General features: G+C 66.2%; 12 protein-coding genes. 1 reads left to right on the top strand and 11 read right to left on the bottom strand.

Annotated elements, in window-relative coordinates; all coding sequences use genetic code 11:
- Positions 1-36: 36 nt before the first annotated feature.
- The 11 genes from hpnE to dnaK all read right to left on the bottom strand — a co-directional run bounded on the left by hpnE (position 37) and on the right by dnaK (position 10,519).
- Positions 37-1,281 (bottom strand): hydroxysqualene dehydroxylase HpnE, encoded by a 1,245-nt coding sequence (gene hpnE / locus AC0X69_RS07795; protein WP_482612900.1) that lies wholly within the window; start codon positions 1,279-1,281, stop codon positions 37-39.
- Positions 1,278-2,153 carry a presqualene diphosphate synthase HpnD gene (hpnD, locus tag AC0X69_RS07790; protein ID WP_482612899.1) on the bottom strand — a complete coding sequence of 292 codons (876 nt, stop codon included), beginning with the start codon at positions 2,151-2,153 and terminating at the stop codon, positions 1,278-1,280. The genes hpnE and hpnD overlap by 4 nt, the downstream gene beginning before the upstream one ends.
- The gene (gene hpnC, locus AC0X69_RS07785; RefSeq protein WP_482612898.1) at positions 2,150-3,040 is read right to left on the bottom strand and encodes a squalene synthase HpnC; all 891 of its coding nucleotides are present in this window, start codon (positions 3,038-3,040) and stop codon (positions 2,150-2,152) included. The genes hpnD and hpnC overlap by 4 nt, the downstream gene beginning before the upstream one ends.
- Before the next feature lie 36 nt (positions 3,041-3,076).
- Entirely contained in the window at positions 3,077-4,297 is a 1,221-nt protein-coding gene (locus AC0X69_RS07780; protein ID WP_482612897.1) for a glycosyltransferase, read from the bottom strand.
- Between the two features lie 85 nt (positions 4,298-4,382).
- A complete protein-coding gene (locus AC0X69_RS07775; protein WP_482612896.1) occupies positions 4,383-4,589 on the bottom strand; it encodes a ChaB family protein in 207 nt (68 codons plus the stop codon).
- A 14-nt stretch (positions 4,590-4,603) separates the two neighbouring features.
- The gene (gene pyrF, locus AC0X69_RS07770; RefSeq protein WP_482612895.1) at positions 4,604-5,296 is read right to left on the bottom strand and encodes an orotidine-5'-phosphate decarboxylase; all 693 of its coding nucleotides are present in this window, start codon (positions 5,294-5,296) and stop codon (positions 4,604-4,606) included.
- Positions 5,293-5,937: a class I SAM-dependent methyltransferase gene (locus tag AC0X69_RS07765; RefSeq protein ID WP_482612894.1), complete on the bottom strand. Its 645-nt coding sequence runs from the start codon at positions 5,935-5,937 to the stop codon at positions 5,293-5,295. Before AC0X69_RS07765 ends, pyrF begins: the two co-directional genes overlap by 4 nt.
- A gap of 206 nt (positions 5,938-6,143) precedes the next feature.
- The gene (locus tag AC0X69_RS07760) at positions 6,144-6,800 is read right to left on the bottom strand and encodes a pyridoxamine 5'-phosphate oxidase family protein (protein WP_482612893.1); all 657 of its coding nucleotides are present in this window, start codon (positions 6,798-6,800) and stop codon (positions 6,144-6,146) included.
- A gap of 22 nt (positions 6,801-6,822) precedes the next feature.
- Positions 6,823-7,248, bottom strand: a complete 426-nt coding sequence (locus AC0X69_RS07755) for a regulator (protein WP_482612892.1) — start codon at positions 7,246-7,248, stop codon at positions 6,823-6,825.
- Between the two features lie 149 nt (positions 7,249-7,397).
- Positions 7,398-8,516: a molecular chaperone DnaJ gene (gene dnaJ / locus AC0X69_RS07750; protein ID WP_482612891.1), complete on the bottom strand. Its 1,119-nt coding sequence runs from the start codon at positions 8,514-8,516 to the stop codon at positions 7,398-7,400.
- Between the two features lie 107 nt (positions 8,517-8,623).
- Positions 8,624-10,519 (bottom strand): molecular chaperone DnaK, encoded by a 1,896-nt coding sequence (dnaK, locus tag AC0X69_RS07745; RefSeq protein ID WP_482612890.1) that lies wholly within the window; start codon positions 10,517-10,519, stop codon positions 8,624-8,626.
- A gap of 348 nt (positions 10,520-10,867) precedes the next feature.
- Here dnaK and AC0X69_RS07740 point away from each other — a divergent pair, with 348 nt between their 5' ends.
- Positions 10,868-11,965, top strand: a complete 1,098-nt coding sequence (locus tag AC0X69_RS07740; RefSeq protein WP_482612889.1) for an efflux RND transporter periplasmic adaptor subunit — start codon at positions 10,868-10,870, stop codon at positions 11,963-11,965.
- The last annotated feature ends 6 nt before the right edge of the window (positions 11,966-11,971 follow it).

Here is an 11,971-nt window from a genome sequence, read left to right as displayed (position 1 = left end):
TCCGGCTCCGCGGTTCGCTCGCTCGCGGCGGCCTAGTCAGGCGCTCGCCAGCTCCGCCGCCTTATAGCCGGAGCGTATCGAACCTTCGATCGTGGCCGGTAGGCCGGTGTTCGTCCAGTCGCCGGCAAGGTGCAGATTGCGCCACGACGTCTTCGCATCCGACCGGCGCTTCTCCTGCGCCGGCGTCGCGGCGAAGGTGGCGCGCTTTTCCTTGACGATCTGCCAGGGCGGCGGCGGCTCGGCCGGCAGGCCGGTCGCGGCCGAAACCTCGGCCCAGATTTTCGTCGCAAGCGCTTCGCGCGGCTCATCGATCAGCCGGTCGGCGCCGCTGATCGTCACCGACAGCCGATCGTCGAAGGCGAACAGCCACTCTGTCAGCGTCCCGATCATGCCGAGAAGCAGCGGCTGACCCGGCGGTGGCGCGATCTTGAAATGCGCATTGAGGATCGCGCGAAAATCGTCGGGCGCGACGAGTCCGGGAACAAGCTCCTGCGCGATCCAGGGCGGCGTCGCCAGGACGACCGAGTCGCCTTCTTGCAGCGTCTCCTCAGCATCGCCGAAGCGCAGCGCGGCGACACGAGACCCGTCGAAGGCGATCTCGCGCAGGCGCGCGCCGAAGCGCGGCTCGACGCCTTTGGCGCGCAGCGTGCGCAGCGCCGGCTCGATGAGCGCCTCGCCGAGGCCGCCTTTCGCGACCATCGGCCGGCAGGCGTCGCCGCCGGCGGCGAGGCTCTCGCGCAACACCGCGCCCGCGAGCGCGGCGGAGGCCTCTTCCGGCTCGGTGTTCAGGGCGGAAAGCAGAACCGGCCGCCAGAGCTTCTCCCACAATGGGCCGTTGCAGCGCATGGTTTCGCCGATGGTCGCGCCGTCCCTGGCGAAGAGAAGCCTTCCAGCGTCGAGATAGTCGAGCGGCCGCGTGCCGGGAACGCGCCGCTCGGCGAAGAAAATCCACCAGGGAATGCGCGAGGCGTTGGGGCGCAGCATCCAGCGTTCGCCGCTGCGCGCGTCGAGGAAATCGAAGGCGCATTCGTCGGGGCCGACGAGCGCGCCGCTCGCGCCGATGCGTTTGGCGTAATCCCGCGCCGCCCAATTGCCGGAAAGCAGCAGATGATTGCCGTTGTCGATCGTCAGGCCGAGCGACGCGTCGAAATAGGAGCGGCAGCGGCCGCCGGCCATGCGCGCCGCCTCGTAAACCGCGACGCGGCGACCCGCGTCAGCAAGGCGCAGCGCGCAAGCGAGCCCGGCGAGGCCCGCGCCGACGACATGGGTCGTTCCGCTCACGTGAAGGCGTGTCTGAAGAAGGCGCTGATGAGCCTGACTCGCGACGCGCGAACCGGGGCGCGCGGCGGCGCGAAGCCGCGCGCGGCGAGATTGTCGAGGATCGAGCGATAGCCGGCCGCCATCATATAAGGCGCCTTTACCGCGCGCTTCGGCAGCCCCGCCATCACCAGATCCGCCTGGTCATAATGTTCGCGCGCGCGGCAGAGCACCGGCGCGCAAATCTCTTCGAGCGACTCATGCGACAGCACGGCGTGCGGCGCGAAGCTCGTCACGCCGGCGGATTCGAGCGCCTCGCGCGGCAGATACAACCGTCCCCGCGCGGCGTCCTCGTCGAGGTCGCGCAAGATGTTGGTGAGCTGCAACGCGCGGCCGAGGTGATAGGCGAGCAGCTTCGGCGCCGTCGGCAGTTCGCAGTCGGCGCTCGGCTCTTCTTCGGCGAGTCCGAAGGCGCGCACCGACAGCCGCCCGACCGCGCTCGCCACACGGTCGCAATAGAGCTCAAGCTTCTCCCAGTCCGGGGCGCGAATGTCCTCTTCGACATCCATGGCCATGCCCTCGATCACCGATTCGAAATCGGCGCGGTCCAGGCGAAAACGGCGGACGGGTTCGGCGAGAAAGCTCACGCGCGCGCGGATGCGGCCGGCGTAGAGTTCGTCGAGATCGGCCCGCCACTGGTCGAGCGCGGCGCGGCGAAGCGCGCGGTCGCCCTCATCGTCGGCGATGTCGTCGACGGCGCGGCAGAAGGCGTAGATGGCGAACATGGCGTCGCGGCGCGCCGGCTCGAGGATGCGCATCGCGAGATAGAACGAGCTTTTGGTCGCGATGGCGCGCGTGCGCAGCGCCGCGGAATCTACAAGCGCGTCCATTGTCATTGGCGCGTCCTCGCGACGGTCGCGGTCGCGGCGCGGCGCGGCCGCGAGATGCGGCGCAAAAGCGCGCCGAGCGCGCCCGTCGCGCCCTTCACCGCGAAGCCGAACTTGCCGTCATGGACCGTCTCGCCGAGCGGGTCCGCGACCGCGAGCCGCGCCACAAGATGTTCGGCGAGAGTCTGAATGGCGCCGACCTCCATGGCGAGTCGGGTGTCGTCGATGAGATCGGCGAAAGAGCGCGACCGGGCGAGGAGCTTCGCGGTCTTCTCGTTCACTTCGCGGATCGTGGCGAGCAGCGGCGGCGGCGCTCTTTCCCGCGCAAGCATTTCGACCGAGGCGCGATGCGCGGCGAGCGAGTCCTGCGGCAGATAGACCCGGTCGAGATCGCGGTAGTCCTTGCCGCAGTCCTGCAGGTGGTTGATGACCTGCAGCGCGGCGCAGAGCGCGTCATTCGCATCCCACACGCGGCCGGGATCCTCGCCATGGACGTCGCAGACGAAGCGGCCAACGGGCATGGCCGAATAGCGGCAGTAGTCGATGAGGTCGTCCCAGTCGCGATAGCGCAGCTGCGTCACATCACGCTTGAAGGCGGCGATCAAATCGCGCGCGTGCTGCGGGTCGAGGCGCCGCTCCTGACTTACCTCGCGCAGGCGGCGCGCCTCCGGCGCGTCAACTTCCGCTTTTCCGATCAGAGCGGCGTCGAGCGCGTCCAGAAGCTCGAGCTTCTCCTGCGCGGGAAGGGTCGGGTGATCGGCGATGTCGTCGGCGGCGCGGACGAAATCGTAAAAGGCGAGGATCGGCGCGCGATGGCGCGGCGCAATCAGAAAGGAAGCGACGGGAAAATTCTCGTCGCGATGGGTCTTTCCCGAACTCGTCCGCGCAATGTCCATATGACGCCGATTGCCGCTCCACGGCGCTCGCGCGCCTTAAACCTCGATGTGACGGTTCGCCTCGATCTCGCCGGGCGCCTCGAATCGCTGCGGCGCCGCTTGCGTGCGCGGCGCCTGATAGCGGCCTTTCCATTCGCCGCCGCGGCCCCTCAGGTGCCGCCAGGCCGATTCAACCGTGAACCACGTATAGCATGCCGCGACGCCAGGCAAAGCAAAGGCGCGTAGCCGCGACAGGCCGTAAAAGCGCAGCGTGGGCATATAGGCCTGCGCCATCAGGAGCCAGGAGACGAGCGCCGTCTCACGCGCCGGCGATTCGCCGAAAAGCGCCAGATAGGGGGGCGCGAGATAGGCGGCGGCCATGCCGGTGAGCGCCCCGGCGAGACGCCAAGGGGAGTAGCTCAGCTGGGCATAGGCCGAGCGCACCACCATCCGGGAGATGTCGGCGAGACGCGGATAGGCCCGCAGGCTGTGGACGTCTTCGGTCAGCCCCAGCCAGATCGGGCCCTGCGCCTTCATCAGCGCGCCGAGCGCGCAATCGTCGATCAGCGCGCCGCGGATGGCGCGAAAGCCGCCCGCCGCCGCGAGCGCGTCGGGGCGTAACAGCATCACCCCGCCTGCGGCCCCAGCCGCTGCATGTTCAGGATCGTTGATGTGACGGAAGGGATAAAGCTTCTGGAAGTAGAAAATGAAGGCGGGGACGAACCAGCGTTCGGCGACGCTTTCGCAGCGAAGCTTGACCATAAGCGAGGTCAGCACCGCGCCGCGCGTCTGGGCGCCCGCGACGAGCCGGGCGAGCACATGCGGCGAGAATTCGATGTCGGCGTCGCAGAACAACACGAAATCGAATTCGATCGGCAGGCTCCGCACGTGATCGAATCCCCTCTGCATCGCCGCGAGCTTGCCCGTCCAGCCGGCGTCGGGTCCGCGCGAGGAAAGAACGGTCAGCCGGGAGAGGGCGCCATGCGCGGCCGCGCAGCGGCGCGCCGTTTCGGCGGTGCCGTCGTCGCTCTCGTCATCGACCAAGACAATGTCGAAGCGGCCATGGACCTGCTGAGCGAAGAGCGAGGACAGGCTCGCTTCGATCACGTCGGCCTCGTTCCGGGCGGGGACGATCGCCACAACCCGGGTCGCTGGAACGGCCGCGTCTTTGACCGCTAGATTGCGATCATGCTCGGTGAGCCGCCAAAAACCGCCGCGCAGGGTGAGGAGATAAAGCCAGGCAAACAGTCCGATGACGGAGATGGATGTCGCAAGCATTGGCGAATCGGGGTGAGATCCGGCGCAAGCTGGCCTTTTATCACTGGCGCTCAAGCTAGGCCAGTTGGCGCAGGCGTTCGCGGCGTTATCGCCTCATCCAGCGGTCCTCGACCTTGACGTAGCTTCGCTTGACGGCCGCCCAGGCGATGCGATGCGCCGCCTCCTCCTGTCGCGGATCGTTGCGGTGGGCGGCGAAGGCGTGGTTGAAGGCCTCGCGATAAATGTCCTGCGCGTGCTCAGGAAGGATGCGCTGGAGGTTTTCGGGCAGATCGGCGTTGCTCGCGTAGGGCATGCGGAGAACTCCGGTCAGGCGCCGGCAAGCTCGTTTATCACGGCCGCCGCCGCTGCGACCGGATTGGCCGCGCGTGTGATCGGCCGGCCGACGACAATATAGTCGGCGGAAGCGGCGATCGCCTCTCGTGGCGTCATGATCCGCTTTTGGTCTCCGGCGTCGGCGCCCTCCGGCCGCACCCCTGGGGTCACCAGCAGCATGTCCGAGCCGACGATGGGCCTGATGGCTGTGAGCTCCACCGGCGACAGGATGAGGCCGTCCACGCGCGCCTGCTGCGCCTGCCGGGCCCGGCGCGCGACCAGCTCGGCGACGCCCAAGGCGTAGCCCGCCTCTTTCAGGTCGGCGTCGTCATAGGAGGTCATCACCGTCACGGCGAGAAGCTTGAGCGCGCCCGCCGACGCGCCCTGGCGCGCCGCCGCCATCGTCTGTGGAAAGGCGTGGACGGTCAGAAAATCGACGCCAAGCCGGGCGATCTGCCGGGTGGCGCGCTCCACCGTGACGCCGATGTCATGGAGCTTCAGGTCCAGAAAGACGCGCTTGCCCGCCGCCTGCAGCTCCAGAGCGAAGTCGAAGCCGCCGGGCGCATAGGCGAGCTCCATCCCGACCTTATAGAAAGAGACCGTCTCGCCGAGAGCGGCCGCCATCGCCCGAGCGTCGGCGACGCTTTCGACGTCGAGCGCGACGATCAAGCGCTCCTGCGCCGTCACGCCTTCCGCTTTCCGGCAAAGCCGGCGTAGCCCGCCTTGCGGTAGCGCCAGACGCGTGCGGGCGGAATGTTGAGCACGATCGGCGGCGATCCCTTGCCGACATAGGCGCCGTTGACGCCGCGGGCGTGCATCGGCATCGGCGATTTGGTCAGGCCGTATGTGAACTGGATGAAAAGCCCGTCGTCGCCCATCAGCTCGAAGGCCTGGTTCAACAGCTCGACCCGATCGCGCTCGGGGCGCACCAGGAGCGGCAGGCTGGAGACGACGGCCGCGATCTTTCCCGGGACCTTGCCGTCGAGCGTCGCCTTGAGCCCGTAAGCGTCGCCCTGGACAATGTTGACGCCGGGGAAACGTTCGGAGAGCAGATGGCAGAAACGACTCTCATATTCGACGAGCACAAGTCGCTCAGGCGCGATGCCGCGGGCGAGCAGCGCTTGCGTCACCGGCCCGGTGCCGGGGCCGAGTTCAATGATGTGCCCGTCCTTGTCCGGTTCGACGAAGCCGGCCATCGTCTTGGCAAGCGCGCGACCCGACGGCGAAACGGCGCCGATGAGACGCGGATTCTCGATCCACTGGCGAATGAAACGCGCGTTGTCGACGAGCTTCGCGCGCCCGTTGGCCTTCTGCGATCTTTGTGACAAAGCGCCCCCTCCCGATCCGCGCGCGTTAGAGACGCGCAAACGGCCCCCGCTTTCGAGGGCCGTTTCGGCGGATGATAGGAGAGCCGCGCGTCAAAGACAACGCAGCGGGCGTGAGGACGGCGGCGCCGGATGCATTCCTGTCGCCGAGGCCGCCCCGAGATGTCGCAGAGGCTTGAGCATGAGGCTGCCCGAGCTTGTTGCGAAGCTTACCCTTCGCCCTTCGCGATGAGGCCGCCATAGGCGTCCAGATCGATGACGCCGCCGGCCGCATCGACGGCGGCGCGATCCTTGGGCGTCAACGCGTCCTGAGCGAGATCGAGCCGCTTCCAGCCCGGCAACGGCGCATCGCCCTCTGCATCCGGCAGATATTTCGAGTCAGCGATCTTCTGATAGCCGTGGATATAGCGCGGGCAATTGACCCAGACGCTCTCGACCGCGACGCTGACAAGGAATTGCGCGCCCGGATAAGACGCAACAAGCGCCGGGTCTCGCGAGATCGCCGCCGCGCCTTGCACGCGCAAGCGGTTCGGCCTCAGAAAGTCTATGAACAGCAGTCCGACATTCGACGTCTCGACGAGATTGCCGGCCGAATAAAACATGCCGTTGCCGTCATACCAGGGGAAGATCAGCGCGCTCGGTCCGGTGACGCGCACAAACTCAGTCGCGCCGCCCTTGTAGGAGACCGTCGGCCGTCCCGACGGATCCACCGTGGCGAGAAAGAACATGTCGCGCGATTGGATGAAATCGATTTCATGCGGCGCGAATTCGGCGTGCATCACGCCGCCTTCCATCAGATCGGCGAGGCGGCGCGTGTCAAACTCATCCTGAAGCGCGCGATGCGCCGCGCCGTAAATGTTGGACATGGAGTCCTCCCGCGCCTGCACTCTACTGCGCGCTTAGCGCGATGAAATCGTCGAAACGCAACGCGCCAACGCTGTTCTGCGCATCGTCGAGAAGTTCATAGACAGGATCATTGTCGTCATAGATCGCAAAGAGGACAATGACGTCCTGATCCCCGCCGCCTTCGCGATGCGGATCGTCCGAGGGCGGGCTCACCGTGTAGCGCCCGGCAGGTCGCGCTTCTGTCAGACGACCGTCGGGATGGTACAGCCGATGCTCGCCCTGAATAACGAAGGTTTTGTTCAAGCTGCGATGGCGATGCAGGATGATTTGCTGGTTCGCGTCGAATTTGAGCAGCACATGCGCGATGCGGTTTGTCGCGTCTATGTCGAGAATGGAATAGGCAAGGTGCGCAATGCCGTCGATGCGTCGCCAAACAATGTTCGTGTCGTCGAAAACAGATTGCGGCATGTCGGCTCTCCGCTGAGGACCAGCTCAGACTGTCCGACAATCGCCGCCGCGACGCCTGGGAAGCGCGCCCGAAAGCTTTCGGGCAAATTGCCCTGCGCATTTGATCTGACGTCGTCGCCCGGAAGCGCGTGGTATTAAAAAAATGCGCGCTAGCCCCCGAACAAGTCCTTCATTCGCGCGAAGAAGCCGGTCTCCTCGGGATGCGTGTCGTGCGAGGACTCCTCCTCGAATTCCGCGAGCAGCTCCTTCTGGCGCTTAGTGAGCTTCTGCGGCGTCTCGACGCTGATCTGCACGTGCAGATCGCCGTGATCACGCCCGCGCAGCACCGGCATTCCCTTGCCCTTGGCTTTGAGCTGGCGTCCCGACTGGGTTCCTTCCGGAATTTTGAGCTTCACCTCGGACCCGTCGAGGGCATGGACCTTGATCTCGCCGCCGAGCGCCGCGCGCACCATGGAGATCGGCACGCGGCAGTAGAGGTCCGCGCCATCGCGCTGGAAGAAAGGATGCGGCTTCACCGACAGGAAGATGTAGAGGTCGCCGGCCGGGCCGCCGCGCAGGCCCGCTTCGCCCTCTCCGGCGAGCCGGATGCGCGTCCCGTCTTCGACGCCGGGCGGCACATTGACCGACAGCGACCGTTCGATCGTCTTGCGCCCGGTTCCGGAACAGGAGGGGCAGGGGTTCTCGATGATCTCGCCGCGCCCCTGGCAGGCCGGACAGGTGCGCTCGATCGCGAAAAATCCCTGCTGGGCGCGGACGCGTCCCATGCCGCCGCAGGTGGCGCAGGTCTTGGGCTTCGAGCCCTTTTTCGCGCCCGTGCCCGAGCAGGCCTCGCAGGTGGCCGAGGTGGGGATTTTCAGCGATGCGGTCTTGCCGTGATAGGCCTCGTCGAGGGTGATCTCCATGTTGTAGCGCAGGTCCGAGCCGCGTTCGCGGCCGCCCGAGCGGCCGCGACGACCCATGACGTCGCCAAACAGATCCTCGAAGATATCAGCCATGGAGGCGCCAAAGCCTTCGCCGGCCCCAAATCCGCCAAATCCGCCCTGTTCGAACGCCGTGTGGCCGAAACGATCATAGGCCGCGCGCTTCTGCGGGTCGCACAGGCACTGGTAGGCTTCGTTCAATTCCTTGAAACGCGCTTCCGCCTGCTGATCGCCCGGATGCCGATCGGGATGGCACTGCATCGCCGCCTTGCGGAAGGCGATTTTCAGTTCGACTTCCGTCACGGTGCGGCTGACGCCCAGAACTTCGTAGTAGTCGCGTTTGGACATGCTCAATTTCTGCTGAGTGCGGCGACATGAACGCAACGAAACCCGGCGCTATTTGCGCCGGGTTCCCGTTTCGCTACCGTATCAGAGCGGCTATGGCCAGTCCCGGCTTACTTCTTGTCGTCGCCGACGTCCTTGAACTCCGCGTCGATGACGTCGTCCTTCGGCGCCTCGGCGGCGCCGGCGCTTGAGGCCTCGGCCTGCTGCGCCTTGTACATCGCCTCGCCGAGCTTCATCGAGGCCTGCGCGAGTTCGTTGGTCTTGGCCTTGATCGCGTCGACGCCGTCGCCTTCGATCGCGCTCTTGAGCGACGCGATCGCCGCTTCGATCGCGCTCCTGTCAGCGGCCGAGACCTTGTCGCCGAATTCCGCGACAGACCTCTCCGCGGCGTGAATCGCCGCTTCGCCGTGATTCTTGGCGTCGACGAGCTCGCGACGGACCTTGTCTTCCGCGGCGTGAGTCTCGGCGTCCTTCACCATCTTGTCGATGTCGGCTTCGCTCAAGCCGCCCGACGCCTGGATGCGGATCTGCTGCTCCTTGTTGGTCGCCTTGTCCTTCGCCGTGACGTTGACGATGCCGTTGGCGTCGATGTCGAAAGTGACCTCGATCTGCGGCATGCCGCGGGGGGCCGGCGGAATGCCGACGAGATCAAACTGCCCGAGCAGCTTGTTGTCGGCCGCCATTTCGCGTTCGCCCTGGAAGACCCGGATGGTGACCGCCGTCTGATTGTCATCGGCCGTCGAGAACACCTGGCTCTTTTTGGTGGGAATCGTGGTGTTGCGGTCGATCAGGCGCGTAAACACGCCGCCGAGCGTCTCGATGCCGAGCGACAGCGGGGTCACGTCGAGCAGCAGCACGTCCTTCACGTCGCCCTGCAGCACGCCCGCCTGCACCGCCGCGCCGATGGCGACGACTTCGTCGGGGTTGACGCCCTTATGCGGCTCCTTGCCGAAGAACTGCTTCACGACCTCCTGCACTTTGGGCATGCGGGTCATGCCGCCGACGAGCACCACTTCGCCGATGTCGGCCGCCGACAGTCCGGCGTCCTTCAGGGCCTTGCGGCAAGGCTCGACCGTGCGCTGGATGAGATCGTCGACGAGCGCTTCGAACTTGGCGCGGGTGAGCTTCAGCGTCAGATGCTTCGGCCCGGTCGCGTCGGCGGTGATGTAAGGCAGGTTGATTTCGGTCTGCGTCGCCGAGGAAAGCTCGATCTTGGCCTTTTCCGCCGCCTCCTTAAGGCGCTGCAGGGCGAGCTTGTCCTTCGTCAGGTCGATGCCCTGCTCCTTCTTGAACTCGCCCGCCAGATATTCGACGAGGCGCATGTCGAAGTCCTCGCCGCCGAGGAAGGTGTCGCCATTCGTCGACTTCACCTCGAAGACGCCGTCCCCGATCTCCAGGATCGACACGTCGAAGGTGCCGCCGCCGAGGTCGTAGACCGCGATCGTGCCCGACTGCTTCTTGTCCAGGCCATAGGCGAGCGCCGCCGCCGTCGGCTCGTTGATGATGCGCAGCACCTCGAGGCCGGCGATCTTGCCGGCGTCCTTCGTGGCCTGGCGCTGGGCGTCGTTGAAGTAGGCGGGGACGGTGATGACCGCCTGCGTGACGGTCTGACCGAGGTAGGACTCGGCCGTCTCCTTCATCTTTTGCAGGATGAAGGCCGAAATCTGGGATGGCGAATACTGCTTGCCGGCGGCCTCCACCCAGGCGTCGCCGTTGTTTGCTCTGACGATCTTATAGGGAACGAGACCCATGTCCTTCTTGGTCATCGGGTCGTCATAGGTGCGGCCGATCAGCCGCTTGATCGCGAAGAATGTCTTGTCGGGGTTGGTCACCGCCTGGCGTTTCGCCGGCTGGCCGACGAGACGCTCGCCGTCGTCGGTGAAGGCGACAATTGAAGGCGTCGTCCTTGCGCCTTCGGCATTCTCAATGACCTTGGGGCTCGACCCTTCCATGACGGCCACGCAGGAATTGGTCGTGCCGAGGTCGATGCCGATAATTTTGCCCATATCTATTTCCTTTCGCTGGTGAACGCCGGACCCCGAAGCGGTCCGGTTCAAAGGCGAAGGACGGCGGCTCGCCATGAGCCCGCCGCGCGATCCTCCGCGCTAGCTCTCCCAAGATTGTGTTGCGCTCACCCGGCCGCAAGAGCAGGCCGCATATAGAAGAATCATTTCATGGCGACAAGGCGCGGACGTCCACATCCGGCCTCGTTTGGCGACCTTTCGAGGGCTCGCGGAAAGCTCCGCCACGGCCGAGCGCGCCTTGACGGTTGACTAACGTGTGATGAGTGACGATTATTGAAATTCGTCAGCCGGAGCCCTGCATGGGCTCTCGTCAACAGAACGGCGCCCGTGATGTTCAGTTATCGCTCGGCCTTTCATGCGCTCGCCGCGCTTCTGGCGGCGGGGCTTGCCGCCTGTGATTCGAAGGATCAGCGCGCCGCCGAGGCGGGCGAGCACAGCGACCGGCCGGTGCTGGTCGCGCCGGCCCGTTACGCCGCCCAGTCGCAAGCGCGCGAATTTGTCGCCACAATCCGTCCGAGGGTTGAGTCGGACCAGGGTTTCCGGGTCGCCGGAAAGGTCGTCAAGCGCTTCGTCGAAGTCGGACAGCGGGTGAAGGCGGGCGACCCAATCGCCGCGCTCGACGAGCAGGATTTGCGGCTGCAGAAGGAGCAGGCCGACGCCGAATTCGCCGCCGCGCGCATGGCGCAGACGCAGGCCCTGGCCGACGAAAAGCGCGCCGCGGAACTGCGCAGCAAGGGGTGGATCGCTCAGGCGGCGCTCGATCGCGCGCGCGCCGGCGGCGAGGAGGCGCGCGGGCGCTTCCGAAGAGCCGAACGCGCGGTCGAACTCGCCCGCAATGCGCTCGAATACGCAACGCTGCGCGCCGGGGCGGACGGCGTCGTCACGCAAACGCTGGTCGATCCAGGGCAGGTGGTCTCGTCGGGACAGCCCGCCGTGCGCATCGCGCATGCGGGCGAGCTGGAAGCCGCCGTCGCTTTGCCGGAAGCGTTCGCGGCGGCGGCGGGAAAGGGCGAGGCGACGTTGACCCTGTGGTCGAAGCCCGGCGCGGTCTATCGCGCCAAGCTGCGCGAATTGAGCCCCGCCGCCGACCCGGTCACGCGCACCTTCGCCGCGCGTTTCTCCATTCTCAATCCGGATTCGGCCATCGCGCTCGGCATGAGCGCCACGCTGCATATTTCCGGCTCGGATTCGCAGCCTGTGGTGAGCGTGCCGCTGTCTGCGATCTACAATCAGGGGACAGGTCCTTCCCTCTGGAAGGTCGACGGCGAAGGGAATCTGCAGCTCGTTCCCGTCACCCTGGTGCGCCTCGAAGCCGACTCCGCGCTTGTCGCGGGCGGGGTCAAGGACGGCGACAACATCGTCGTTCTCGGCGTCCACAAGCTCGATCCGAATATGAAAGTCCGCGCGATGTCGCGGCAGTCGCTCTGAGGAACC

It is taken from the genome of Methylocystis sp. Uni0008, from assembly GCF_056838045.1.
This window is presented reverse-complemented; position numbering and strand designations above follow the sequence as displayed.

Coding starts and splice junctions, on each gene's coding strand:
- hpnD (WP_482612899.1), bottom strand. CDS start 2,153: ATGACAATGGACGCGCTTGTAGATTCCGCGGCGCTGCGCACGCGCGCC.
- hpnC (WP_482612898.1), bottom strand. CDS start 3,040: ATGGACATTGCGCGGACGAGTTCGGGAAAGACCCATCGCGACGAGAAT.
- AC0X69_RS07775 (WP_482612896.1), bottom strand. CDS start 4,589: ATGCCCTACGCGAGCAACGCCGATCTGCCCGAAAACCTCCAGCGCATC.
- AC0X69_RS07740 (WP_482612889.1), top strand. CDS start 10,868: ATGTTCAGTTATCGCTCGGCCTTTCATGCGCTCGCCGCGCTTCTGGCG.
- AC0X69_RS07755 (WP_482612892.1), bottom strand. CDS start 7,248: ATGCCGCAATCTGTTTTCGACGACACGAACATTGTTTGGCGACGCATC.
- dnaK (WP_482612890.1), bottom strand. CDS start 10,519: ATGGGCAAAATTATCGGCATCGACCTCGGCACGACCAATTCCTGCGTG.
- AC0X69_RS07780 (WP_482612897.1), bottom strand. CDS start 4,297: ATGCTTGCGACATCCATCTCCGTCATCGGACTGTTTGCCTGGCTTTAT.
- AC0X69_RS07760 (WP_482612893.1), bottom strand. CDS start 6,800: ATGTCCAACATTTACGGCGCGGCGCATCGCGCGCTTCAGGATGAGTTT.
- dnaJ (WP_482612891.1), bottom strand. CDS start 8,516: ATGTCCAAACGCGACTACTACGAAGTTCTGGGCGTCAGCCGCACCGTG.